Source organism: Citrobacter sp. MGH 55 (assembly GCF_016906145.1).
GTDB lineage: Bacteria > Pseudomonadota > Gammaproteobacteria > Enterobacterales > Enterobacteriaceae > Citrobacter_A > Citrobacter_A amalonaticus.
Window position 1 is genome coordinate 4,097,016 of record NZ_CP070239.1, and the last position, 26,550, is coordinate 4,123,565.

21 protein-coding genes are annotated in these 26,550 nt (G+C 54.1%); 12 read left to right on the forward strand and 9 right to left on the reverse strand.

Annotation, left to right across the window (positions count from 1 at the left end; genetic code table 11):
* Window positions 1-812: 812 nt before the first annotated feature.
* The 3 genes from phoP (at window position 813) to roxA (ending at window position 4,165) form a co-directional block, all read left to right on the forward strand.
* Window positions 813-1,484, forward strand: coding sequence for a two-component system response regulator PhoP (gene phoP / locus JTI98_RS17045; RefSeq protein ID WP_043000951.1), 672 nt, complete (start codon window positions 813-815; stop codon window positions 1,482-1,484).
* A complete protein-coding gene (gene phoQ, locus JTI98_RS17050) occupies window positions 1,484-2,947 on the forward strand; it encodes a two-component system sensor histidine kinase PhoQ (protein WP_044328723.1) in 1,464 nt (487 codons plus the stop codon). Before phoP ends, phoQ begins: the two co-directional genes overlap by 1 nt.
* Window positions 2,948-3,043: 96 nt before the next feature.
* Window positions 3,044-4,165 (forward strand): [50S ribosomal protein L16]-arginine 3-hydroxylase, encoded by a 1,122-nt coding sequence (roxA, locus tag JTI98_RS17055; protein ID WP_058587938.1) that lies wholly within the window; start codon window positions 3,044-3,046, stop codon window positions 4,163-4,165.
* Between the two features lie 103 nt (window positions 4,166-4,268).
* Here the strand turns inward: roxA and pepT are convergent, their stop codons facing one another.
* Window positions 4,269-5,495 (reverse strand): peptidase T, encoded by a 1,227-nt coding sequence (pepT, locus tag JTI98_RS17060; protein ID WP_043000954.1) that lies wholly within the window; start codon window positions 5,493-5,495, stop codon window positions 4,269-4,271.
* Between the two features lie 372 nt (window positions 5,496-5,867).
* Here pepT and potA point away from each other — a divergent pair, with 372 nt between their 5' ends.
* From potA to potD, 4 genes are read left to right on the forward strand one after another with little or no spacing between them, the layout of a single operon-like run.
* On the forward strand, window positions 5,868-7,004 hold the full coding sequence (gene potA, locus JTI98_RS17065) for a spermidine/putrescine ABC transporter ATP-binding protein PotA (protein ID WP_043000955.1): 1,137 nt from the start codon (window positions 5,868-5,870) through the stop codon (window positions 7,002-7,004).
* Window positions 6,988-7,845, forward strand: coding sequence for a spermidine/putrescine ABC transporter permease PotB (potB, locus tag JTI98_RS17070; RefSeq protein WP_043000956.1), 858 nt, complete (start codon window positions 6,988-6,990; stop codon window positions 7,843-7,845). The genes potA and potB overlap by 17 nt, the downstream gene beginning before the upstream one ends.
* Window positions 7,842-8,633 (forward strand): spermidine/putrescine ABC transporter permease PotC, encoded by a 792-nt coding sequence (potC, locus tag JTI98_RS17075; RefSeq protein ID WP_054176609.1) that lies wholly within the window; start codon window positions 7,842-7,844, stop codon window positions 8,631-8,633. The genes potB and potC overlap by 4 nt, the downstream gene beginning before the upstream one ends.
* Window positions 8,630-9,676, forward strand: a complete 1,047-nt coding sequence (gene potD, locus JTI98_RS17080; protein ID WP_044254924.1) for a spermidine/putrescine ABC transporter substrate-binding protein PotD — start codon at window positions 8,630-8,632, stop codon at window positions 9,674-9,676. The genes potC and potD overlap by 4 nt, the downstream gene beginning before the upstream one ends.
* 36 nt (window positions 9,677-9,712) lie before the next feature.
* Here potD and cobB read toward each other — a convergent pair whose 3' ends face one another.
* From cobB to lolC, 5 genes are all read right to left on the reverse strand, one after another.
* Entirely contained in the window at window positions 9,713-10,534 is an 822-nt protein-coding gene (gene cobB / locus JTI98_RS17085) for a Sir2 family NAD+-dependent deacetylase (RefSeq protein WP_043000959.1), read from the reverse strand.
* A gap of 15 nt (window positions 10,535-10,549) precedes the next feature.
* The gene (nagK, locus tag JTI98_RS17090) at window positions 10,550-11,461 is read right to left on the reverse strand and encodes an N-acetylglucosamine kinase (RefSeq protein WP_044266473.1); all 912 of its coding nucleotides are present in this window, start codon (window positions 11,459-11,461) and stop codon (window positions 10,550-10,552) included.
* Window positions 11,462-11,550: 89 nt separating this feature from the next.
* Window positions 11,551-12,795, reverse strand: coding sequence for a lipoprotein-releasing ABC transporter permease subunit LolE (gene lolE / locus JTI98_RS17095; RefSeq protein WP_043000961.1), 1,245 nt, complete (start codon window positions 12,793-12,795; stop codon window positions 11,551-11,553).
* Window positions 12,795-13,496 (reverse strand): lipoprotein-releasing ABC transporter ATP-binding protein LolD, encoded by a 702-nt coding sequence (gene lolD, locus JTI98_RS17100; RefSeq protein ID WP_216081576.1) that lies wholly within the window; start codon window positions 13,494-13,496, stop codon window positions 12,795-12,797. Before lolD ends, lolE begins: the two co-directional genes overlap by 1 nt.
* A complete protein-coding gene (gene lolC / locus JTI98_RS17105) occupies window positions 13,489-14,688 on the reverse strand; it encodes a lipoprotein-releasing ABC transporter permease subunit LolC (RefSeq protein ID WP_216081577.1) in 1,200 nt (399 codons plus the stop codon). The genes lolD and lolC overlap by 8 nt, the downstream gene beginning before the upstream one ends.
* Window positions 14,689-14,940: 252 nt before the next feature.
* On the opposite strand from lolC, the gene JTI98_RS17110 reads away from it, so the two are divergent.
* The 3 genes from JTI98_RS17110 to JTI98_RS17120 all read left to right on the forward strand — a co-directional run bounded on the left by JTI98_RS17110 (window position 14,941) and on the right by JTI98_RS17120 (window position 20,735).
* Window positions 14,941-16,014 carry an acyltransferase family protein gene (locus JTI98_RS17110; protein ID WP_043000964.1) on the forward strand — a complete coding sequence of 358 codons (1,074 nt, stop codon included), beginning with the start codon at window positions 14,941-14,943 and terminating at the stop codon, window positions 16,012-16,014.
* 109 nt (window positions 16,015-16,123) lie between these two features.
* Window positions 16,124-19,570 (forward strand): transcription-repair coupling factor, encoded by a 3,447-nt coding sequence (mfd, locus tag JTI98_RS17115; protein WP_044327004.1) that lies wholly within the window; start codon window positions 16,124-16,126, stop codon window positions 19,568-19,570.
* A 199-nt stretch (window positions 19,571-19,769) separates the two neighbouring features.
* Window positions 19,770-20,735: a L,D-transpeptidase family protein gene (locus tag JTI98_RS17120; RefSeq protein WP_044327009.1), complete on the forward strand. Its 966-nt coding sequence runs from the start codon at window positions 19,770-19,772 to the stop codon at window positions 20,733-20,735.
* Between the two features lie 95 nt (window positions 20,736-20,830).
* Here the strand turns inward: JTI98_RS17120 and bhsA are convergent, their stop codons facing one another.
* A complete protein-coding gene (bhsA, locus tag JTI98_RS17125) occupies window positions 20,831-21,088 on the reverse strand; it encodes a multiple stress resistance protein BhsA (protein WP_043001950.1) in 258 nt (85 codons plus the stop codon).
* Between the two features lie 243 nt (window positions 21,089-21,331).
* Between bhsA and comR the strand changes: the two genes are divergently transcribed.
* Together comR and JTI98_RS17135 are read left to right on the forward strand one after the other, a co-directional pair.
* Entirely contained in the window at window positions 21,332-21,967 is a 636-nt protein-coding gene (gene comR, locus JTI98_RS17130; protein ID WP_044257979.1) for a TetR family copper-responsive transcriptional repressor ComR, read from the forward strand.
* Between the two features lie 230 nt (window positions 21,968-22,197).
* Window positions 22,198-24,384 carry a TonB-dependent siderophore receptor gene (locus JTI98_RS17135; protein WP_216081578.1) on the forward strand — a complete coding sequence of 729 codons (2,187 nt, stop codon included), beginning with the start codon at window positions 22,198-22,200 and terminating at the stop codon, window positions 24,382-24,384.
* Window positions 24,385-24,441: 57 nt separating this feature from the next.
* On the opposite strand, the gene JTI98_RS17140 is transcribed toward JTI98_RS17135, so the two are convergent.
* Window positions 24,442-24,981: a glycine zipper 2TM domain-containing protein gene (locus JTI98_RS17140; protein WP_043000968.1), complete on the reverse strand. Its 540-nt coding sequence runs from the start codon at window positions 24,979-24,981 to the stop codon at window positions 24,442-24,444.
* 185 nt (window positions 24,982-25,166) lie between these two features.
* Complete coding sequence (gene ndh, locus JTI98_RS17145; RefSeq protein WP_044267520.1) at window positions 25,167-26,471, reverse strand: NADH-quinone dehydrogenase; 1,305 nt, start codon at window positions 26,469-26,471, stop codon at window positions 25,167-25,169.
* Window positions 26,472-26,550 lie beyond the last annotated feature (79 nt).

Genomic DNA, 26,550 nt, shown 5'->3' on the forward strand with positions numbered 1-26,550 from the left:
AGGGTAACCCTGCAATGCCAGAATTCATCAAAAAAGGTCGCTCCCCTTCAACAGTAATTAAACAAATGGCAGTTTTATCGTAAATGCTGAAGCTTGCGAACAGAAGTCAGTCTATATTACATGCACCTTATGAGGGGGTATCGAGGCTCCAGCTCGTTAAAGCAGATCCCGATCCACTTTTACTTCATGAGTATCAGGCGCTGATCTTGGCACTTCCCCACAAACTTGCCTTCATCATTATAGTGGCAACACACACGGGGATAAGACCAGGGGAAATATGTGCGCTGGCCTGGGAGGATGTAGACCTGAAAAAGGTGAGATCCATGTATCCAGAAACCAGACGAATAAACATTTGTGTGTTCCGCCCAAAACGGTTGCTGGAATAAGAACGTCGCGTTGTCTTTATCCCCGGATCGGGTTCATATACTAAAGAAGGTTTCTTTCCCAAATACTCGATTTCCTGTGGCGGGAAACGTGGTACTAAACTTTCAGGTATCAGGGAGAGAAATGCCTGTCAGTCACGGCATACTTATGCTGGCTGGATGCTGATAGCCGTAGCGAATCCTTCATTCATTGCCCGCCAGATGGGGCATGAAGATGCTCGCATGGTGTGTGAGGTTTATTCTACGTGGATTGGTGACATGACCCAGGACCAGGTCAGCCTGCGGAATAATCAAATGCCAACAGCATTGCTCCAGGGATTCTCCCAAGGGCGGGGCCTGATAAAAAAGTCATTTAATTTCATTGCGCTGGTTTCAACTTTCATAATCAGCGTTAAACTATTCATACCGTAAATAGAGTGAGAAAAGATGATGCGTGTACTGGTTGTTGAGGATAATGCGTTATTACGTCATCACCTGAAAGTTCAGCTTCAGGATGCCGGACATCAGGTTGACGATGCCGAAGATGCCAAAGAGGCCGATTATTACCTTAACGAACACTTGCCTGACATCGCTATCGTCGATTTGGGTCTTCCGGATGAAGATGGACTTTCACTGATCCGCCGCTGGCGGAGCAATGACGTATCTCTCCCGGTTCTCGTCCTCACCGCCCGTGAAAGCTGGCAGGACAAAGTGGAAGTGCTGAGCGCAGGTGCAGATGACTACGTCACCAAGCCGTTCCATATTGAGGAAGTCGCCGCGCGGATGCAGGCGCTGATGCGCCGTAACAGCGGCCACGCTTCGCAGATTATCTCTATTCCGCCTTTTCAGGTTGATCTCTCGCGCCGCGAACTCTCGGTCAATGATGAAGTGATCAAACTGACCGCGTTTGAGTACACCATCATGGAAACGCTGATCCGCAATAATGGCAAAGTGGTCAGCAAAGACTCGCTGATGTTGCAGCTGTATCCGGACGCCGAGCTACGTGAAAGCCACACTATCGACGTGCTGATGGGCCGCCTGCGTAAAAAAATACAGGCGCAGTATCCGGATGAAGTCATTACCACTGTGCGGGGTCAGGGATATCTTTTTGAATTGCGCTGATGAATAAACTGTTGCGTCATCTTTTTCCGTTGTCACTGCGCCTGCGTTTTCTGCTGGCCACCGCAGGCGTAGTGCTGGTGCTTTCTCTGGCCTATGGCATGGTTGCGCTGATCGGCTACAGCGTGAGTTTCGATAAGACCACGTTTCGTCTGCTGCGCGGCGAAAGTAATCTCTTTTATACGCTTGCAAAATGGGAAGGTAATAAGATCCACGTCGAACTTCCCGAGCACCTCGACATGCAGAGTCCCACGATGTCGTTGATCTATGATGAGAACGGCAAACTGCTGTGGGCCCAGCGTAACGTCCCCTGGCTGGTCAGACTGATTCAGCCCGACTGGCTGAAAAGCAATGGTTTTCATGAAATAGAAGCCGACATCAGCGCCAGCAGCTCGCTGCTCAATGACGATCACTCCGTTCAGGAACGATTGAAAGAGGTTCGGGAAGATGACGACGACGCCGAAATGACCCACTCGGTGGCGGTTAACGTCTACCCGGCTACCGCGCGCATGCCACAACTGACGATTGTGGTGGTAGACACCATTCCGATTGAGCTTAAACGCTCGTATATGGTCTGGAGTTGGTTTATTTATGTGCTGGCTGCCAACCTGTTGTTGGTCATTCCCCTGCTCTGGGTGGCGGCCTGGTGGAGTTTGCGCCCCATTGAGGCACTGGCTCGTGAGGTGCGCGAACTGGAAGAACACCACCGCGAACAGCTTAACCCTGCAACGACGCGGGAGTTGACCAGCCTGGTGCGTAACCTGAACCGCCTATTGAAAAGCGAGCGCGAGCGTTATGACAAATACCGCACCACGCTGACCGATCTCACCCACAGCCTGAAGACGCCGCTCGCCGTGCTGCAAAGTACGTTGCGTTCGATGCGTAGCGATAAGATGAGCGTCAGCGAGGCAGAACCGGTAATGCTCGAACAGATCAGCCGGATTTCACAGCAAATCGGCTACTATCTGCATCGCGCCAGTATGCGCGGCGGGGGTGTCCTGCTGAGCCGCGAGCTGCATCCGGTCGCACCGCTACTGGATAATCTCACCTCGGCGCTGAACAAAGTGTATCAGCGTAAAGGCGTGAACATTAGCCTCGATATCTCACCGGAAATCAGCTTTGTCGGCGAGCAGAACGATTTTGTCGAGGTGATGGGCAACGTGCTGGATAATGCCTGCAAGTACTGTCTCGAGTTTGTTGAGATTTCTGCCCGCCAGACCGACGATCATCTGTACATCGTGGTGGAAGATGACGGTCCAGGGATCCCACTCAGCAAGCGCGATCTGGTCTTTGACCGCGGTCAACGCGTGGATACGATGCGTCCGGGGCAAGGCGTAGGACTGGCGGTGGCGCGAGAAATTACCGAGCAATACGACGGCAAAATCGTTGCCAGCGACAGCCTGCTCGGCGGTGCACGTATGGAAGTCATTTTTGGACATCAACAGCCGGGGCCGAAAGACGACTAAACCGAAATGTAATAAATATGAGCCAACTGCACGCATCTGGTTAAGCATCCGTTATAATCGGTGACAGATACCCGCCCCAGCCTGTGGAAGCTCAATATGGAATACCAATTAACACTCAACTGGCCCGAATTTCTTGAACGTCACTGGCAAAAGCGCCCAGTGGTGTTAAAACGCGGCTTTAATAACTTCATCGATCCCCTCTCCCCTGACGAACTGGCAGGGCTGGCGATGGAAAGTGAAGTCGATAGCCGCCTGGTAAGCCATCAGGATGGCAAATGGCAGGTAAGCCATGGTCCGTTCGAAAGCTATGACCATCTCGGCGAGAATAACTGGTCGTTACTGGTGCAGGCGGTGAACCACTGGCATGAGCCAACCGCCGCGCTGATGCGCCCCTTCCGCGCCCTGCCTGACTGGCGTATCGACGATCTGATGATCTCATTCTCGGTCCCTGGCGGCGGCGTAGGTCCCCATCTCGATCAGTATGATGTGTTTATCATTCAGGGAACCGGTCGTCGTCGCTGGCGCGTGGGTGAAAAGTTGCAGATGAAGCAGCACTGCCCGCATCCGGACCTGCTGCAGGTCGATCCTTTTGAAGCCATCATTGATGAAGAACTGGAGCCGGGCGATATTCTCTACATTCCGCCAGGATTCCCGCATGAAGGCTATGCGCTGGAAAACGCGATGAACTATTCCGTCGGTTTCCGCGCGCCAAACACCCGTGAACTGATCAGCGGGTTTGCCGACTACGTCCTGCAACGTGAGCTGGGCAGTACTTATTACTGCGACCCGGATATGCCGTCGCGTGAGCATCCTGCTGACGTCCTGCCGCAGGAGATGGACAAACTACGCACTATGATGCTGGATCTGATTAATCAGCCAGAGCATTTTAAACAGTGGTTTGGCGAGTTTATCTCCCAGTCGCGTCATGAACTGGATATTGCGCCACCGGAGCCGCCATATCAGCCTGATGAAATCTACGATGCCCTGAAACAAGGCGATGTGCTGGTGCGTCTGGGGGGGTTACGGGTACTGCGTGTGGGTGATGACGTTTATGCCAACGGCGAGAGAATTGATTCTCCGCACCGTCCGGCGCTGGAAGCCCTTGCCAGCCATATCGTGCTGACTGCAGAGAACTTTGGTGACGCGCTGGAAGATCCATCGTTCCTCGCAATGCTGGCAGCCCTGGTTAACAGCGGGTACTGGTTCTTCGAAGGGTAACATTGAAACGATGCCGGATGGCGGCGCTAACGCGTCTTATCCGGCCTACGGTTCACATGTCCTGTAGGCCAGATAAGCGTCGCGTTAGCCGGCATCAACCACGCTACGACCGCTTCGCCGTTAATTCGGCAATCCGCACAATCACCTGCACCGCTTTTTCCATCCCTTCCAACGTCACAAACTCATGCTTGCCATGATAGTTGTAGCCGCCGGTGAACAGATTCGGGCACGGTAATCCCATGAAAGAGAGCTGTGCGCCGTCGGTACCGCCGCGAATCGGCTTCATATCTGGTTGAATATCGCAGTCACGCATCGCCTGCTGTGCGATATCCAGAACATGCGGATGCTCAACCACTTTTTCGCGCATATTGTAATAACTGTCTTCAATCACCAGTTCAATATAGCAATCCGGATGCAGCCCCTTCCCGACCTTCCTGGCAATCTCCATCATCTTACGTTTGCGCGCTTCAAACTGTTTGCGGTCGAAGTCGCGAATGATGTAGTGCATATCGGCGCGATCCACGGTGCCTTTCATGCTCGCCAGATGGTAGAAGCCCTCATATCCTTCGGTCATTTCCGGGCTTTCATCCGCAGGAACCTCGGCGTGAATGCGCGCCGCCAGCGATAATGCGTTGACCATCACGCCTTTTGCCGTCCCCGGATGCACGTTATTGCCGACGATTTTGATATTCACCGAAGCGGCATTGAAGTTCTCAAACTCAAGTTCACCCACGCCGCCGCCGTCGACGGTATAGGCCCATTTGGCGTCAAAGGCTGCTACATCAAAGTGTTTCGCCCCTTTGCCCACCTCTTCGTCCGGTGTAAAAGCGACGCGAATATCGCCATGTGGAATATTTTTATGCTTCAGTACCGCCAGCGCGGTCATGATTTCCGCCACACCCGCTTTGTCGTCCGCCCCCAGCAGCGTTTTGCCGTCGGTGGTGATCAGCGTTTGACCAAGCAACTGATGCAGCACCGGGAACATCACCGGCGACAACACTTCATCGCCAATGCCCAGCGCGATATCACCGCCGCGATAGTTCTCCACGATCTGCGGATTCACGTGCTTACCGCTGAAATCCGGTGAGGTATCCACATGGGAAATGAAGCCAATAGCAGGGATATCGCCAGGGACATTCGCCGGCAACGTTGCCATCAGCGTCCCTTTGTCACTTAATGTCACATTGACCAGCTCCATCTCTTCGAGCTGCTGTTTGAGCAAATTTAATAACTTCCACTGTCCCTCGGTACTGGGAACCTGTCTCACACCCGCTTTCGATTGGGTATCCAATGAAACGTAGTGTAAAAAACGCTCAAGTAGTTTATCCATGCAGTCACCCTCACTATTTGTGACAACATTATCAGTAAGCCACAAAAGACAAATATTGCGTCAGGTCACTTTTATCCCCGCAAACGAGAATATTTCGCTTCCGGACCCCTTTATTCAGGAAATATATCCACAAAAGCGTACAGGATGCATCGCGGCGGCAAGCGCATGAAGCCCCCAGGCGCGAACAAACCGTACGTGACTGGAGTATGTGAGTGCAGCCTACAAACAGGCAGTCTGAAGGATGAAGTGTAGAGTAATTAGCAACAAACATTGGCGATGACAACGGTTTGCCGTAGAATTACGGCCCTCATTAAGAGTCACCAAGGTGGTCAACCACAAACCCCGCATCGGTCAGCCATCCGTTGCGTCTACATGGGACAGAGTAAAAAATTGAATAAACAACCGCGTTCGCTTTCACCGCTGGTTCTTTTGTCAGGTATCAGCAAAAGCTTCGATGGAAAAGAGGTCATTTCTGAACTGGATTTGACAATCAATAATGGCGAGTTCCTCACGCTGCTTGGCCCTTCTGGCTGCGGTAAAACAACCGTTTTGCGCCTGATTGCCGGTCTGGAAACCGTAGATTCCGGGCACATCATGCTCGATAACGAGGATATCACTCACGTACCGGCAGAAAACCGTTATGTGAATACCGTCTTTCAAAGCTATGCGCTATTCCCCCACATGACTGTTTTTGAAAATGTGGCCTTCGGTTTGCGTATGCAGAAAACCCCTGCAGCCGACATCACGCCACGCGTACTGGAAGCCCTGCGGATGGTGCAACTGGAAGAGTTTGCCCAGCGTAAACCACATCAACTTTCCGGCGGCCAACAGCAGCGCGTAGCGATTGCCCGTGCGGTGGTCAATAAACCCCGCCTGTTGCTGCTGGATGAATCCCTCTCCGCGCTGGACTATAAGCTGCGAAAGCAGATGCAGAACGAACTGAAAGCCTTGCAGCGTAAGCTCGGCATCACGTTCGTGTTCGTGACGCACGATCAGGAAGAAGCCCTGACCATGTCCGATCGCATCGTCGTGATGCGCGATGGGCGCATCGAACAAGACGGCACGCCGCGTGAAATTTACGAAGAGCCGAAAAACCTGTTCGTCGCCGGATTCATTGGCGAAATCAATATGTTTAACGCCACGGTGATCGAGCGTCTGGACGAACAGCGCGTTCGTGCTAACGTCGAAGGCCGTGAATGCAATATCTACGTCAACTTCGCCGTTGAGCCAGGACAGAAACTGCACGTTCTGTTACGCCCGGAAGATTTGCGCGTGGATGAAATCAATGATGACAACCACATTGACGGCCTGATCGGCTATGTCCGTGAACGTAACTATAAAGGTATGACGCTGGAGTCGGTGGTTGAACTGGAAAATGGCAAGATGGTGATGGTCAGCGAATTCTTCAACGAAGATGACCCGGACTTTGACCACTCTCTCGACCAGAAAATGGCTATTAACTGGGTAGAAAGCTGGGAGGTCGTACTGGCTGATGAAGAACACAAGTAAATTCCAGAATGTGGTGATTGTCACTATCGTCGGTTGGCTTGTGTTGTTTGTCTTTCTGCCCAACCTGATGATCATTGGCACCAGCTTTTTGACCCGCGACGATGCCAGCTTCGTCAAAATGGTCTTTACGCTGGACAACTACGCGCGCCTGCTCGATCCGCTCTATTTTGAAGTGCTGTTGCACTCGTTGAATATGGCGCTGATCGCCACCCTCGCCTGCCTCGTGCTCGGCTATCCATTTGCCTGGTTTCTGGCGCGACTGCCAGAGAAAGTCCGCCCACTGCTGCTGTTTCTGCTGATTGTTCCCTTCTGGACCAACTCGCTGATCCGCATCTACGGGCTGAAAATTTTCCTTAGCACCAAGGGCTATCTGAACGAGTTTCTGCTTTGGCTTGGGGTGATCGATACGCCGATGCGCATTATGTTTACCCCGAGCGCAGTCATTATTGGTCTTGTGTATATCCTGCTGCCGTTTATGGTGATGCCACTGTATTCCAGCATTGAAAAACTCGACAGACCGTTGCTGGAAGCGGCAAAAGATCTGGGTGCCAGTAAATTGCAGACCTTTATTCGGATCATCATTCCGCTGACCATGCCAGGGATTATTGCGGGCTGCCTGCTGGTAATGCTGCCCGCGATGGGACTGTTCTACGTCTCCGATCTGATGGGCGGCGCGAAAAACCTGCTGATCGGTAACGTGATTAAAGTTCAGTTTCTCAATATCCGCGACTGGCCGTTTGGTGCCGCAACCAGCATTACCCTGACGATTGTGATGGGCCTGATGCTGCTGGTTTACTGGCGCGCCTCCCGATTGCTGAACAAAAAGGGAGAACTCGAATGATCGGTCGTCTGCTTCGCGGCGGTTTTATGACCGCCATCTACGCGTACCTGTATATTCCGATCATTATTTTGATTGTGAACTCCTTTAACAGCTCGCGCTTTGGCATTAACTGGCAGGGCTTTACCACCAAATGGTATGGCCTGCTGATGAACAACGATAGCCTGCTGCAGGCGGCGCAACATTCGCTGACGATGGCTATTTTTTCCGCAACGTTCGCCACCGCTATCGGGTCGTTAACGGCCGTGGCGCTGTATCGCTACCGTTTTCGCGGCAAGCCGTTCGTCAGCGGGATGCTGTTTGTGGTCATGATGTCGCCGGATATCGTGATGGCGATTTCACTGCTGGTGCTGTTTATGCTGCTGGGCATTCAGTTGGGCTTCTGGTCACTACTGTTTTCACATATCACCTTCTGCCTGCCTTTCGTGGTTGTGACGGTCTATTCGCGGCTGAAGGGGTTTGACGTGCGGATGCTGGAAGCAGCAAAAGATCTGGGTGCCAGCGAAATGACTATCCTGCGTAAAATCATTCTGCCATTAGCGATGCCAGCAGTCGCCGCTGGCTGGTTGTTGAGCTTTACCCTGTCGATGGACGATGTGGTGGTTTCGTCGTTCGTCACCGGGCCGGGTTATGAAATTCTACCGTTGAAGATCTACTCAATGGTGAAAGTCGGCGTTTCACCGGAGGTGAATGCGCTGGCGACCATTCTGTTGGTGTTATCGCTGGTTCTGGTGATCGCCAGCCAACTTATTGCTCGTGATAAAACTAAAGTTCAGGGGACGTTAAAATGAAAAAATGGTCACGCCACCTGCTCGCGGCAGGCGCTCTCGTCATGGGAATCAGCGCTGCGCACGCGGACGACAGTAAAACACTCTATTTCTACAACTGGACCGAGTATGTTCCGCCAGGACTGCTGGAACAGTTCACTAAAGAGACCGGCATCAAGGTTATTTACTCGACCTACGAGTCGAATGAAACCATGTACGCCAAGCTCAAAACGTACAAAGACGGCGCATATGACCTGGTCGTGCCATCGACTTACTATGTCGATAAAATGCGTAAAGAAGGCATGATTCAGAAGATTGATAAGTCGAAGTTATCCAACTTCAACAATCTCGATCCAGAGATGCTGAACAAGCCGTTCGATCCCAACAACGACTACTCCATTCCGTACATCTGGGGCGCGACGGCCATTGGCGTGAACAGCGACAGCATCGATCCGAAAACCGTCACCCGTTGGGCTGACCTGTGGAAACCGGAATACAAAGGCAGTCTGCTGCTGACCGACGATGCGCGCGAAGTGTTCCAGATGGCGCTGCGTAAACTGGGCTATTCCGGCAACACCACCGATCCTAAAGAGATTGAAGCAGCCTATAACGAGCTGAAAAAGCTGATGCCTAACGTTGCCGCGTTTAACTCTGACAACCCGGCGAATCCATATATGGAAGGCGAAGTGAATCTGGGGATGGTGTGGAACGGCTCTGCCTTCGTCGCCCGTCAGGCCGGTACGCCGCTGGAAGTGGTCTGGCCGAAAGAAGGCGGGATCTTCTGGATGGACAGCCTTTCGATTCCGGCAAACGCCAAAAACAAAGAAGGCGCGCTGAAGTTGATCAACTTCCTGCTGCGCCCGGACGTGGCGAAGGAAGTGGCGGAAACCATCGGCTATCCGACGCCAAACCTGGCGGCACGTAAGCTGTTAAGCCCGGAAATCGCCAACGATAAATCACTCTATCCGGATGCAGAAACCATCAGTAAAGGCGAATGGCAGAACGATGTAGGCTCCGCCAGCACAATTTACGAAGAGTATTATCAGAAGCTAAAAGCAGGACGCTAATCCAGCAAAAAGGCCCGGAAAATCCGGGCCTTTTTATTACAAACCTTTCAATAACTTCTCCACAAACTCAGGTACAACCTGGCTTGCCGGACCGTAATATTTCTCTTCAAACTCACTGCCGACCTGGCTTGGTTCCAGATTCAGCTCAACCGTATGCGCGCCATGCAGCTTTGCTTCGTGGACAAAACCAGCCGCCGGATAAACGTGTCCGGAGGTGCCGATGGCGATAAAAACGTCCGCCATGGCCAGCGCCATATAGATTTCATCCATCCCGAGCGGCATCTCACCAAACCACACCACGTGCGGACGCAGCGGCGCAGGAAACTGGCAGCAGTGACATTTATCTTCCGGCGTCACATCGCCCGTCCACTCCAGAATTTGTCCGCTCTGCGAGCAGTGCACTTTCAACAGCTCGCCATGCATATGGATGATGTTCTGGTTACCCGCCCGCTCATGCAAGTTATCGATATTCTGTGTCACCAGCAAAAAGCGGTCGCCCAATGCCTCTTCCAGCTTTGCCAGCGCGATGTGCGCCGGATTAGGCTGGATTTCAGGCTGCTGCAATTGCCGACGGCGGGCATTATAGAATGACTGCACCAGCGCGGGATTACGGGCAAAGCCTTCCGGCGTCGCCACATCTTCAACCCGGTGTTCTTCCCACAGTCCATCAGCGGCGCGGAAGGTACGAATACCAGACTCCGCGGAGATCCCTGCCCCTGTAAGCACCAAAACTCTTGGTTTTTCCATCACTTCCGGTACCACTCTGTCTCTGAAAAAGATCCGTTGACGAAGGCGTTCGCGCAGATGGCGTTTGTTTTTCCGAAATCGACTTAACCGATGACCCCGACGCGACAGCATAGCAACCTCTTTTGATTAATCGGTAAGATGTAAGAAGGCAGCACCACGCATCCCACCGGCATCACCATGTCGTGCTCGCTCAATGCGGGGCACTCGTGCCACGGGAAGCAGATGACGCGGTAGTCTGTCCGCCAGATCGGTGGTAATGGCGGTAAAATTCGACAATCCGCCGCCGATGACGACCAGATCCGGATCGACAATAGTCAGGATATTTCCCAGACACACCGCCAGCAAATCCAGATAACGCTCAACATGCGCCCGCGCCTGTTCATCGCCTTGCTCCCACAGTGAAATGATTTCAGGCGCCTGTAACGGTTGATGATAATAATGCTGATACAACCAGGCAAACCCTCGCCCGGACAGATAATTTTCAATACAACCGAGTTGACCGCAGCCACAGCGGCGCAACGGGAAATCGAGCCCCATCAGGGTGAGCGCATCGACCGGCAGACGCATATGACCAAACTCGCCAGTAATGTAACTGCGCCCGGTAATCGGTTTTCCGTTGAGGATTAAACCGCCTCCCACCCCGGTGCCCAGAATCAGGCCCATCACCAGCGGATAGCGGGTGAATTCATCATCCCAGGCTTCAGACAGGGCAAAACAGTTTGCATCGTTGTCGAGACGAACGTCGCGATCAAGGCGCGCGCTAAGATCGGCGCGCAGGGGTTTGCCACTGGCAGCAGGGACATTCGCGGCATACAGCGTGCCATCGTCGGTTTCCGGCATTCCGGGGATACCAATGCCCACCGAACCTTTCACGCCAAAACGCTGGTCGGCTTCCGCCACCAGCCCGCAAACGGCCTCTAAAAAAGCGTCATAGCTTTCGCGCGGCGTGGGAACTCGCTTTTCCCACTGTAATTTCCGCTCGTTGTCAAAGACGCCTAGCGCAATTTTTGTCCCACCAATATCAAACCCGTAATACATTGCCGCTCCTTGTTTTATACACTTCATCCTTCAGGTGGCCGCTGTTCTGGTCACAGGGAGGTTGTTGTGTATCTCTCACGCAATTATGGTTACTGGCCGCTAAGTACTCTTGCAGGATCGATGTTACTGGCGCGCCGCGCCGGATACCAACTCGCCAACAAACTCAGCAACAGTGCGGTGACCAGCACATAAATCACATCCAGCCAGTGCAATTCGGATGGCAGGAAGTCGATAAAATAGATATCCCCGGAAAGGAACTGATGGCCGATCAGCGTTTCGATGCCGTTAATGATTGGCGTCAGCTGTAGCGAAACCACCACACCAATGACCACGCCGATCAGGCTGCCGAACAGTCCTGCCAGCAAACCGTACCAGACAAAAATGGCGCGGATCAGACCATCTTTCGCCCCCAGCGTTCTTAATACCGCAATATCGCCACTCTTGTCTTTTACCGCCATCACTAATGTTGAGACAATGTTAAAACAGGCGACACCGATCACCAGCACCATCGCCAGATACATAATGGCGCGAATCATCTGGATATCGCGGTACATATAGCCATAGGTGCCAATCCAGCTCTTGATGTAAACATAGCTGTTGGTCACTTCACCAGCATCACGCACCAGTTTGTTAGCGTTGAAAACGTCGTTGACCTTCAGCGCAATGCCGGAAACCGTGTTGTTCATCTCCAGATACTGCTGGGCATCGGCCATCGGGATCATCGCGAAGCTGTGATCCAGTTGACCGCTTAACTGCAAAATGCCAGCAACGTGTAGCCGCACGCGTTTCGGCTGCATCAGCTTATGATCGGCATTTGAATTGGGGATCATGATGGAGACCCAGTCCCCCTGCTTCACCTTCAGCGCGTCTGCAACGCCCTTACCGATAATGATTTGTTGTTCACCAGCTTTAAAATCAGCCCAGGCGTTATTCTGCACAAACGAGGGCAGCGCGCTCAAACGCTGTTCCTGCTGCGGATCCACGCCTTTTACCTGAATAGCGCGCAAATTCGCCCCGCTCTCCACCAGTCCGGTAAAGTTGATGTACGGCGCCGCGGCGGTAATACCCGGCACCTTTTGTACCTTCTCCAGCGCGTCGCGCCAGTTGGTCCACGGTTGATTAACCGCCTCAATCTCGCCGTGCGGCACCACAGCCAGAATACGGTTGTTCAGCTCACGCTCGAAGCCGTTCATCGCGCTCAGGCCGACGATCAGAACCGCCACCCCCAGCGCGATACCGATAGTCGAGATCACCGAAATCAGCGATACCATACCGCTGCGCCGCCGTCCCCGGCTAAAGCGCAGACCGATTAATAACGATAAAGGCGAGGCCATTACTCCGCCCCCATCAGGCTCAGTTCTGCCGTCAGGCGTCCGTCACGCATTTCCAGTTGGCGACTCATGCGCTTCGCCAGTTGCAGATCGTGGGTGACGACCAGAAACGCGGTGCCCTGCGAGCGGTTCAATTCGCCCAGAAGCTGGAAGATGCTGTCGGCGTTGCGCGCATCCAGATTACCGGTTGGTTCATCCGCCAGCACCAGTCGCGGGTTGTTGACCAGCGCGCGGGCAATCGCCACACGCTGACGCTCACCGCCGGAGAGTTCAGACGGACGATGGCTGGCACGATGATCCAGCCCTACTGCTTTCAGCATTTCACGCGCTCGTGCGTTAATTTCAGCCGGTTTGTGTTTGCCAATCAGCAGCGGCATCGCCACGTTTTCCAGCGCGGTGAAATCCGGCAGCAGGTGGTGGAACTGATAAATAAAGCCGAGCTTCTGATTACGCAGCTCCGCTTTCGCCGCCGACGACAGTTTACTCATCGGCTGACCGCTAAAAATGACATCGCCGGAGGTCGGGGTATCCAGCCCGCCCAGCAGGTGCAACAACGTACTTTTGCCGGAGCCGGAGCTGCCGACAATCGCCATCATTTCGCCTTCGCCCACGCTGAAGCTGACATCGTGCAACACGTCGGTTTGCACGGAACCTTCCTGATAGCGTTTGCACAGTTTGACGCATTGCAACAGGATCTTATTCATAACGTAAAGCCTCAGCGGGTTGAGTGGCGGCAGCGCGCCAGGAAGGATAAAGCGTAGAAAGTAGCGCGATGGCCATTGCCACCAGCGCAATGACGATGACCTGCAGCGGCTCGATCGCCACCGGCAGCGCCGCACCGTCCAGCAGGATACCGATCACCGGCATCAGGGTATTGAGCTGACTGGCCAACAGCGCACCCAGCGCGGCACCCAGCAGTGCGCCAATAATCCCGGCGCTGGCCCCCTGCACCATAAAGACCATCATGATCTGTCGCGGCGTCAGCCCCTGCGTTTGCAAAATAGCCACTTCTCCCTGCTTCTCCATCACCATCAGACCCAACGAGGTAATAATATTGAACGCGGCAACCGCTACGATCAGGCTCAACAGCAGCCCCATCATGTTCTTTTCCATCCGCACGGCCTGGAACAGCTCGCCTTTACGCTCGCGCCAGTCCTGCCATTTCGTCCCTTCCGGCAACGTCTGCTGACTGAGCGAGTCCACCTTCAGCGGCTCATTCAGCCACAAACGCCAACCGGTGATATTCCCGGCCGGGTAGCGCATGATGCGCGAGGCGTCCTGAATATTGGTCAACATCTGGTAACTATCGACTTCGCTGTTCGCTGCAAAGGTGCCGATCACGGTAAACAGACGCTGGCTTGGCAGACGGCCCATCGGCGTGAACTGACTGGCAGACGGCACCATCACGCGGATCTGATCGCCACGATTGACCCCCAACTGGCCTGCGAGCTGCTCACCAAGGATGACATTATACTTGCCTGGCTGCAGATCGGTTTGCTTCACATTGACCAGATACGGCGTAAGCGGATCTTTTTGTGCCGGGTCGATACCCAACATCACCCCGACCGCCACGCTGCGCGCGCTTTGCAGCACGACATCGCCGGTTGTCAGCGGCGCAATACGATTGACACCGTTCAGTTTTACAGCGCTTTCCGGCAGTTGCTGTGGATTCAGAGAGCCTTGTTCCGCAGAAAGGATGGCCTGGGGCATCAACCCCAGGATGTTATTTTGCAGTTCACGTTCAAAACCGTTCATCACTGACAAAACCGTGACCAACGCCATCACCCCAAGGGTAATGCCGATGGTGGAAAGCCAGGAGACAAAGCGACCGAAGCGATCTGCTGCACGCCCGCGCATGTAACGCAGGCCGATGAATAGAGCGACAGGTTGGTACATGAAATCCGTCTGGTTGCTGTTAGCAAAGTCACGAGTATATAAGCGAAAGCCGCATGGGTAAACGCCTGAACCGTAAGTGTTCGTCAGTACACAGATGAAAGGGATCCACCGCGTGACAAGCGCAGGATACCGTCCTCGCTGACCCTGATCCTTTTCTTAAAAAAAACAAAAAACAGAATGTTACGCATTACAGCACCAGAGTCACCCCGCAGGATCACAGGCTATGTTGAATAACGCGAGCGTGCTGTCCTGATGAAAAAGAAAGAACTATGGATTAATCAAATCAAAGGGTTATGTATCTGTCTGGTCGTCATCTATCACTCAGTCATCACCTTTTACCCGCATCTGACCCACTTCCAGTTGCCCCTTTCACAGCTGCTGTCGAAATGCTGGGTTTACTTTAATCTCTATCTCGCCCCGTTTCGCATGCCGGTATTTTTCTTTATCTCGGGCTTTTTGATTCGCCGCTACATCGACAGCGTGAGCTGGAAAGAAAGCGTTAATAAGCGAATCTGGAGTATTTTCTGGGTGCTGGCGCTGTGGGGTGTGGTCCAGTGGCTGGCGCTCAACGCCCTGAACAACTGGCTGGCACCGTCACGCGATCTGCTTCATGCGTCCAACGCCGCTTACGCCAGTTCCGTTAGCCAGTTCCTTCACGGCATGCTGACTGCCAGCACCAGCCTGTGGTATCTGTATGCGCTCATTGTCTATTTCATAGTCTGTAAAGTGTTCAGCCGCTGGGCCGTGCCGCTGTTCGCCCTGTTTGTTGTACTGAGCGTGACGGTCAACTTTGCTGCCACCCCGTGGTGGGGAATGAACAGTGTGATCCGCAACCTGCCGTATTACAGCCTTGGCGCCTGGTTTGGCGTCCCGCTGATGGCAGGGATTAAAGAAGTGCCGTTGCGCCGATATGCGCTGCCCTGCGCAGCTGCCTTCGTGCTGGCTATCGCCGCATGGCTGTTTAACGTCTCATTGCTGCTGTCGTTGGTCTCTATTGTGCTGATCATGAAGCTGTTTTATCAGTATGAGCAGCGCTTCGGTATGCGTGAATCCAGTCTGCTTAACGTGATCGGTTCGAATACTATCGCGATTTATACTACGCATCGCATTCTGGTCGAGGCGTTCAGCCTGCTGCTGATCCCGCAAATCAATGCCGCCGTCTGGTCCCCCGAACTGGAACTGGCCCTGTTGTTGGTCTATCCGTTTGCCAGTCTGTTGGTGTGCACGCTGTTGGGTCTTGCCATGCGTAAAGTGTCGCAGGACCTGTTCGGCGATATCCTCTTCTCTCCCCCTTCTCGCCCGCAAACCGTTAGCTATTCCCGCTAAACTTTTCGCCCTCCGGTGAGGGCGATTCAATTTGCTAATGAGGAGCGATCACGGATAATAAAGGGCATTGCTTATCAGACGACTACCTAAAAGAGATTCTGACAACCGAATGCCTGAACAACAACGTTACACGCTGCCCGTGAAAGCGGGCGATCAGCGCCTGTTAGGTGAACTGACCGGGGCTGCCTGCGCCACACTGGTGGCGGAAATTGCCGAACGTCATGATGGTCCCGTCGTGCTCGTGGCGCCCGATATGCAAAACGCGCTGCGCCTGCATGATGAAATCCGTCAGTTTACCGATCAGATGGTCATGAGCCTCGCGGACTGGGAAACACTGCCCTACGACAGTTTCTCCCCGCATCAGGAAATTATCTCCTCACGTCTCTCCACGCTGTATCAGTTACCGTCGATGCAGCGAGGCGTGCTGATCGTCCCGGTCAATACCCTGATGCAGCGCGTCTGCCCGCACAGCTATCTGCACGGTCATGCGCTGGTGATGAAAAAAGGCCAGCGTTTATCGCGCGATGCCCTGCGTTTACAGCTCGACAGCGCTGGTTACCGGCATGTTGATCAGGTCATGGAACATGGCGAATACGCTACCCGCGGCGCGCTGCTGGATCTGTACCCCATGGGTAGCGAACAGCCCTATCGTCTGGATTTCTTCGACGATGAAATTGACAGTCTGCGCCTGTTTGACGCGGACACCCAGCGCACGCTGGAAGAAGTCGACGCCATCAATCTGCTGCCCGCCCACGAGTTCCCAACCGACAAAACGGCTATCGAACTGTTTCGCAGCCAGTGGCGCGATACCTTCGAGGTGAAGCGCGACGCAGAGCATATTTATCAACAGGTCAGCAAAGGCACTTTGCCGGCGGGGATCGAATACTGGCAGCCGCTGTTTTTCAGCGAGCCGCTGCCGCCGCTGTTTAGCTATTTCCCGGCCAATACGCTGGTGGTCAATACTGGCGATTTAGAAAACAGCGCCGAGCGTTTCCAGGCCGATACGCTGGCGCGTTTCGAAAACCGTGGCGTGGATCCGATGCGTCCGCTGCTGCCACCGGAGTCCCTCTGGTTGCGTGTCGATGAGCTCTTTTCTGAACTCAAACGCTGGCCGCGCGTGCAGCTCAAAACCGACCACCTTCCCGCCAAGGCGGCAAATACCAACTTAGGCTTCCAGTCGCTGCCGGACCTCGCGGTTCAGGCGCAGCAAAAATCACCGCTGGATGCGCTGCGCAAATTCCTCGAATCCTTCAACGGGCCGGTGATTTTCTCAGTTGAGAGTGAAGGCCGCCGCGAATCTCTGGGTGAACTGCTCGCCAGAATCAAAGTCGCGCCGAAGCGCATTATGCGTCTGGATGACGCGACGGAGGCAGGACGCTACCTGATGATTGGCGCCGCCGAGCACGGGTTTATCGATACGACGCGCAATCTGGCACTCATTTGTGAAAGCGACCTGCTGGGCGAGCGCGTGGCGCGCCGTCGTCAGGATTCGCGCCGCACGATTAACCCGGATACGCTGATCCGCAACCTGGCAGAGTTGCATCCGGGTCAGCCCGTGGTGCATCTGGAGCATGGCGTTGGACGCTATGCCGGGATGACCACGCTGGAAGCGGGCGGGATCAAAGGTGAATATCTGATGCTCACCTACGCTAATGACGCCAAACTGTACGTCCCGGTCTCCTCTTTGCATCTGATCAGCCGTTACGCCGGAGGCGCGGAAGAGAACGCGCCGCTGCATAAACTCGGCGGCGACGCCTGGTCACGCGCGCGACAAAAAGCGGCAGAGAAAGTGCGCGACGTGGCAGCCGAGCTGCTGGACATCTACGCTCAACGCGCGGCAAAAGAGGGTTTCGCCTTCAAACACGATCGCGAGCAGTATCAACTGTTCTGCGACGGTTTCCCCTTTGAAACCACTCCCGACCAGGCGCAGGCGATTAACGCTGTACTTAGCGATATGTGTCAGCCGCTGGCGATGGACCGCCTGGTGTGTGGTGACGTTGGATTTGGTAAAACCGAAGTGGCGATGCGCGCCGCGTTTCTCGCGGTCGAAAACCACAAGCAGGTGGCGGTGCTGGTGCCGACCACTCTGCTCGCCCAGCAACACTTTGATAATTTCCGCGACCGTTTTGCCAACTGGCCGGTGCGCATCGAAATGCTTTCCCGCTTCCGTAGCGCCAAAGAACAGGCGCAGATCCTGGAACAGGTTGCCGAAGGGAAAATTGATATTCTGATCGGTACGCATAAACTGCTGCAAAGCGATGTGAAACTGAAAGATCTGGGGCTACTGATCGTCGATGAAGAGCACCGCTTCGGCGTGCGCCATAAAGAGCGCATCAAAGCGATGCGCGCCGATGTGGACATTCTGACGCTGACCGCCACGCCAATCCCGCGTACGCTGAACATGGCCATGAGCGGCATGCGCGATCTGTCGATTATCGCCACGCCGCCAGCGCGGCGTCTGGCGGTGAAAACGTTTGTTCGCGAGTACGATGCGCTGGTGGTCCGTGAGGCAATTCTGCGTGAAGTGCTGCGCGGCGGGCAGGTCTACTATCTTTATAATGATGTCGAGAACATCCAGAAAGCCGCCGACAGGCTGGCGGAGCTGGTGCCGGAAGCGCGAATTGCCATTGGTCATGGGCAGATGCGCGAACGCGAACTGGAACGCGTGATGAACGACTTCCACCATCAGCGTTTTAACGTGCTGGTCTGTACCACCATTATCGAAACCGGGATTGATATCCCGACCGCCAACACGATTATTATCGAGCGTGCGGATCACTTCGGTCTGGCACAGTTACACCAGTTGCGCGGCCGCGTAGGACGTTCACACCATCAGGCGTATGCCTGGCTGCTGACGCCGCATCCCAAAGCGATGACCACCGACGCGCAAAAACGCCTGGAAGCGATTGCCTCGCTGGAAGACCTGGGGGCGGGCTTTGCGCTGGCGACTCACGATCTGGAGATCCGCGGCGCAGGTGAACTGCTCGGGGAAGAACAGAGCGGTTCGATGGAAACCATCGGCTTTTCGCTGTATATGGAGCTGCTGGAAAACGCCGTCGATGCCCTGAAGGCCGGACGCGAGCCATCGCTGGAAGATCTCACCAGCCAGCAAACTGAAGTCGAACTGCGTATGCCGTCGCTGCTGCCGGACGATTACATCCCGGACGTGAATACCCGCCTGTCGTTCTACAAGCGTATCGCCAGCGCGAAGAGCGAGAATGAACTGGAAGAGATCAAAGTGGAGCTGATAGACCGCTTCGGTCTGCTGCCCGATCCGGCGCGTACCCTGCTGGATATCGCCCGCTTGCGTCAACAGGCGCAGAAGCTGGGTATCCGCAAACTGGAAGGCAATGAGAAAGGCGGCACTATCGAATTCGCCGAGAAGAACCATGTTAACCCAGGCTGGCTGATTGGACTGCTACAAAAACAGCCGCAGCACTTCCGTCTTGACGGGCCGACACGACTGAAGTTCATCCAGGATCTGACCGAGCGGAAAACGCGGATGGACTGGGTGCGCCAGTTTATGCAGCAACTGGAAGAAAACGCCGTAGCGTGATTGAGTGGTGCCGGATGGCGGTTGCGCCTTATCCGGCCTACACATCGATTCCAGGCCGTAGGCCTGATAAGCGCCGCGCTATCAGGCAAGGTTCCGCGATCTTTACAACTCTTTGCACTTCCCTTGCATTTAAAGACACGCCGCCCCGCCATAATTATTATTGGACTCTTCTGGCATAATAACCCTTTGATTTGTGATGATAATGAACAAGATGCGACTTTCCCGCTGGCTGGCCTTTTTTGCGCTCGCCGCCAGCATAGTGCTTGCGCTTCCCGCACAGGCGAATACCTGGCCTCTTCCTCCGCCTGGCAGCAAACTGGTCGGGGAAAATAAGTACCACGTTGTTGAAAATAACGGAGGTTCGCTGGAAGCCATCGCGAAAAAATATAACGTCGGTTTTCTCGCGCTGTTGCAGGCGAATCCCGGCGTGGATCCCTACGTTCCCCGCGCGGGCAGCGTGCTGACCATCCCCTTGCAGACGCTGCTACCGGATGCTCCGCGTGAAGGCATTGTTATCAACCTGGCTGAACTGCGTCTCTACTACTACCATCCGGGGAAAAATTCGGTCACCGTCTACCCTATCGGCATTGGCCAGTTGGGCGGTGATACCCTGACCCCGACGATGGTCACAACCGTCTCCGACAAGCGCGCCAACCCAACCTGGACGCCGACGGCGAATATCCGTGCCCGCTATAAAGCGCAAGGAATTATCCTTCCGGCGGTGGTGCCTGCCGGACCGGATAACCCGATGGGACACCATGCTATTCGCTTAGCGGCGTATGGTGGCGTCTATCTGCTGCATGGCACCAACGCTGATTTCGGTATCGGCATGCGCGTCAGTTCTGGCTGTATCCGCCTGCGTGATGGCGATATTGAGACCTTGTTCAGACAGGTTACACCGGGCACCAAAGTGAATATCATCAATACCCCGATCAAAGCCTCGGTTGAGCCGGACGGGACGCGGCTGGTCGAAGTCCACCAGCCGCTGTCGAAAAATATAGATGATGACCCGCAGGTTCTGCCTATTGTCTTAAACAGCACTCTGCAATCGTTTAAAGATTCCGCGCAGACGGACGCGGCGGTGATGCAGCATGTGATGGACGTTCGTTCCGGGATGCCGGTCGATGTCCGACGCCATCGCGAGGTGGATCAGCAGTCGATGTAACGATTCCGGACATGAAAAAGCCCCGCTGAATACATTCAGCGGGGCTTTTTTTATCACGTTATCTTGCAGCAGCAGGCATCAATGAGGGTTAATGCTTATTTATAAATTACCGCGGTACCGTGCAGGTTGTTTGGACCCGTTACAGAAGTAATGCGGAATGATTTCGCCCCCATAGCATCCGCTTTCTGCGCCAGTTCGTCCTGCAATGAACTCAGATTAGTCCCTGCATTTGCAGAGATGGTGCCGACTTTTTGCTGACCGGCAGGCGTGGACTGAACTTCTACAGCCGCGAAGCTTGCGAATGACAGTGAACTCAGAACAGCAGCAGCGATGAGGGTTTTTACGTTTTTCATAATAGTGACCTTTTGCAGATGATTGGGCGTCGTAAGCATTTACTTAACGATCGATAGATAAATGATAGATGTGATCCAGGTCACACGTCAACCCATTTTTTATAACGATCGTTATATAAAAACAAAAGCACTTATCTTTCATACAACTAAGCTGAAAAACTTTTTCTCACGAATGCGCTGGAGCCTGTGCGGGTTTATTTTTATAATGGTTGCTCACTAAGCCCATTAAGGTACAACGGCATCATGACAACTGAATCGACAGGTTGTGTTAAAAAAAGCCGTGGCCGACCAAAAGTGTTCGACAGGGAAGCCGCGCTTGATAAGGCCATGACACTCTTCTGGCAGCACGGTTATGAAGCAACATCGCTTTCTGACCTTGTTGAAGCGACGGGTGCGAAAGCGCCAACGCTGTATGCGGAATTCACCAATAAAGAGGGTCTGTTCCGCGCGGTGCTGGACAGATACATCGCCCGCTTCGCGGCAAAACATGAAGCGCAGTTATTCTGCGAAGAGAAAAGCGTTGAAGCGGCACTGGAGGATTACTTCACCGCAGTGGCAACCTGTTTCACCAGCAAAGACACCCCCGCTGGCTGCTTTATGATTAATACCTCCGCGACGCTTGCCGCCGCGTCACGCGACATTGCGCATACGGTGAAATCACGTCACGCCATGCAGGAACAAACCCTGACGCAATTTCTTCGTCAACGGCAGGAACGCGGCGAGATCCCGGCGCACTGCGATGTGCAACATCTTGCCGAGTATCTGAGCTGCATTTTGCAAGGGATGTCCATCAGCGCCCGGGAAGGCGCCAGTTTCGACAAGCTGCAGCAAATCACCCACACTACCCTACGCCTGTGGCCTGAACTGCTGAAGACCTGATCGCTTTGTTGACCGGGAAACGTCATTTCCCGGTCCTTCCACACCATGATTCCCGCATAATAACTAATGTTATCACTGAGTTAGGTTCACTTTTTTGTAAAAAAACATTGATAATAACAATTATTATCAGCAATATTCGCATTTGATTTTGTATCTGTTTCACAATGTAACAGCCGGCTACGACCGGTGAAAACCTTCACCTGCACAGATATTTTCAGAAAGGAATGCGAATGAATAAGCGTCTTTGGGTTCTCAACCCTGTCCTGTTAGCCCTGACTCTGCCCGCTGCGGCGGCGCAAACAGAAGAAGAAAACCTCATCGTCAGCGCTAACCGTAGCCAGAAAACCGTCGCCGAGATGGCACAGACCACCTGGGTCATTGAAGGCCAGGAGATTGAGCAACAGGTTCAGGGCGGCAAAGAGTTCAAAGACGTGCTGGCGCAACTGATTCCGGGCATCGATGTCAGCAGCCAGGGACGTACCAACTACGGAATGAACATGCGTGGTCGTGCGATTGTCGTGCTGATCGACGGCGTACGCCTGAATTCTTCACGTACCGACAGTCGTCAGCTGGATTCTATCGATCCCTTTAACATCGCCCACATTGAGGTCATTTCAGGCGCAACCTCGCTATATGGCGGCGGCAGTACCGGCGGCTTAATCAACGTTGTGACCAAAAAAGGCCAGCCGGGCCGCCAGGTTGACCTTGAACTGGGCAGCAAATCGGGTTTTAACAACAGCAACGATCACGACGAGCGCGTTGCCGCCGCGGTCAGCGGTGGAACGGATCGCGCGTCTGGTCGACTGTCCGTAGCCTATCAGCGCTTTGGCGGTTGGTATGACGGTAACGGTGATGCCCTGATGCTCGACAACACGCAAACCGGCCTGCAGCACTCCGATCGTCTGGACGTAATGGGGACCGGCACCCTCGATATCGATGACAACCGCCAGATACAGTTGGTCACCCAGTACTACAAGAGTCAGGGCGATGAAGATTACGGGTTATACCTGGGCGAAAACATGTCCGCCGTTACCGGTAGCGGCACCGCCAGCACACGCAGCGGACTGAGTTCAGACCGTATTCCGGGGACGGAGCGCCATCTGATCAGCCTGCAATACTCTGACGCGGACTTCTTCGGCCAGAATCTGGTCAGCCAAATCTATTACCGCGACGAGTCGCTAAAGTTCTACCCCTTCCCGACGCTCAGCAAAGGTCAGGTGACCAGCTTCTCGGCGTCGCAGCAGGATACCGACCAGTTCGGCGCCAAAATCACTCTCAACAGTCAGTTGATGGACAACTGGGAGCTGACGTGGGGCGTCGATGCGGATCATGAAACCTTCGACTCCAACCAGAAGTTCTTCGATCTGGCCTGGTCTGTGCCGTCAGGCGGGATGGACAATCGCACGGCCTACACGACCGGACGTTATCCCGGTTACAGCATCACCAACTTCGCTCCGTTCCTGCAAAGCAGTTACGACATTAACGACATCTTCACTCTGAGCGGTGGTGTGCGCTATCAATGGACAGAAAACCGCGTTGATGATTTCGTGGGTTACGCGCAACAACAGGGGATTGCCAACGGTTTAGCAAGTTCTGCCGATGTCATCCCTGGCGGCAAAACCGATTACGACAACTTCTTGTTCAATGCCGGGCTGTTGGCGCATCTCACCGAACGCCAGCAGACTTGGTTTAACTTCTCCCAGGGCGTTGAGCTACCGGATCCCGGGAAATACTACGGCAACGGCACTTACCAGTTGGTGGGCGATCATTATCAGCTCCAGCGCAGCGTGAACGTGGCGGATTCGCGTCTTGAAGGGATCAAGGTCAATTCGTATGAGCTGGGCTGGCGTTATACCGGCGATAATCTGCGTACCCAACTGGCGGCGTACTATTCGACGTCCGATAAGTCGATTGTGATTAACCGCAGCGATATGACGATCCGCGTGGAACCTGACGATCGCCGGATTTACGGTGTGGAAGGCGCGGCGGATTACTTCATCCCTGACACTGACTGGAGTCTCGGTGCGAACTTTAACGTCCTGAAATCTGAAGTGAAAAAGAACGGAAAATGGGAAAAATGGGACGTAACGCTCGCGTCGCCATCCAAAGCCACCGCCTGGGTCGGCTGGGCGCCCGAGCCGTGGTCGCTGCGGGTTCAGACCCAACAGTCGTTTGATCTCACCGATGCCAGCGGCAACAAGCTGGATGGCTATAACACCGTGGACTTTATTGGCAGCTATCAACTCCCGCTGGGCAAACTGACCTTCAGCATTGAAAACCTGCTGGATGAAGATTACACCACCCTGTGGGGACAGCGCGCGCCATTGCTGTACAGCCCAACCTATGGCAGTCCATCGCTGTACGAATATAAGGGCCGGGGTCGCACCTTTGGTCTGAACTACGCCTTAACTTTCTGATAAAAAAAGCCCCTCAGCCTGAGCGAATGAGGGGCTAACTTACAGAGTACCGCTTTTTTACGCGTTGTTATTCAGAATCAGCTGGCCGTTATTATCCAGCGGGATCTGTGTGCCGGGATCTTTATCCATGCGAATCTTGCCCTGCTGGTCGCCAATCTTATAGGTGACATCGTAACCGAGCATTTTTTCCGACTTGTCATAGACGGTTTTGCAGCGCTGCTGCGTGGACGTATAGGTGTCGTTTTCCTGCATCGAGCCCTGGATCTGGTTACCGGCGTAACCGCCCCCCAACGCCCCGACCACCGTTGCCACATCCTTACCTCGTCCGCCGCCGAACTGATGACCAATCACGCCACCGGCAACCGCGCCCAGCACTGAACCGGTAATGCGGTTCTCATCCTGGACAGGCTTGCGATGCGTCACCGTCACGTTGCGACACTCCTGCCGCGGCGTCTTAATCGTCTCTTTGATAGGTGTTGCAGAAACCACCTGAGCATACTGTGGGCCACGATCAAACACGTTAAGACTGGCAACCGCCGCCACACCCAGCGCAGCAGCTACGCCAATCCCTATACCCGCCAACATCGATTTATTCACGGGAGATCCTCCTTCTTTGCTATTGGTTACAATTTTGCAACCAATGCAATAAGAAGCCCATCAGACTGCGGATGAAAATATCGTTGGTCGTCGTTAAAACAAGACGATTCAGAGAACTCTGAAGGAAGAGGCAGAACGGAGAAGGCACTCAGCACCGCCAACGGGCGATGCTGAGTCAGGCGGGATTAATGCAGTTTCAGACGCGGGCGGATCACACGGTTAATGCTGCCCACCAGCATCATCAGACCGGTTTTAAAATAGCCGTGCAGTGCGATCTGGTGCATACGGTACAGTGAGATGTAGACGAAACGAGCAATACGCCCTTCCACCATCATCGACCCTTTGGTCAGATTGCCCATCAGACTGCCGACGGTCGAGAAGTTGGAGAGCGACACCAGCGAGCCGTGGTCTTTGTACTGATACGCTTTCAGCGGCTTACCGTTCATCTGCGCCAGAATATTGTTCATCGCACAGGTCGCCATCTGATGCGCAGCCTGAGCACGTGGCGGCACAAAGCCCCCTTCCGGACGCGCACAGGAAGCACAGTCGCCAATCGCGTAAACATCAGGATCGCGGGTGGTTTGCAGCGTCGGTTCGACCACCAGTTGGTTAATCCGGTTGGTCTCCAGACCGCCAATCTCTTTCATAAAGTCCGGCGCTTTGATGCCCGCCGCCCAGACCATCAGATCGGCCTCAATATATTCACCGTCTTTAGTGTGCAGGCCGCCCGCATCCGCGCTGGTCACCATCGTCTGGGTCAGTACGCGAACGCCGAGTTTCGTTAATTCGTTATGCGCCGCCGAAGAAATACGCGGTGGCAGTGCAGGCAGAATACGTTCACCGGCTTCCACCAGCGTCACGTTCAGCGCATCGTTGGTCAGTCCTTTGTAGCCGTAGCTGTGCAGCTGTTTCACTGCGTTATGCAGTTCCGCCGACAGTTCTACGCCCGTCGCGCCACCACCGACAATCGCAATATTCACCTTACCGTTCGCGCCCAGATTGGCGGAATACTTCAGGAACAGGTTCAGCATTTCCTGGTGGAAACGACGCGCCTGATGCGGGTTATCAAGGAAGATACAGTGTTCTTTCACGCCCGGCGTGTTGAAGTCGTTGGAGGTGCTACCCAGCGCCATCACCAGCGTGTCATAGGCAATTTTGCGTTCAGGCACCAGCAGCTCACCTTTCTCATCGCGCAGTTCTGCGATAGTGATGGTTTTCGCTTCGCGATCGATGTTCATCACCGAGCCCAACTGGAACTGGAAGCCATGGTTACGGGCATGCGCCAGATAGCTCAGCGCGTCCACGCCTTCATCCAGCGAACCGGTCGCCACTTCGTGCAGCAAGGGTTTCCACAGGTGGCTGTGGTTTCTGTCAACCAGCGTAATTTTCGCTTTTTTCTTGCGACCCAGCTTGTGTCCCAACTGCGTCGCCATTTCCAGCCCGCCAGCTCCCCCGCCGACAATCACGATCTTTTTCAATGGTGTAGTCAACGTGACCCCCTTAAAATGATTAACCAATTGTTAATTAAACGTTATAAACATAGCCTTTAATTAACAACAAGTTACGACA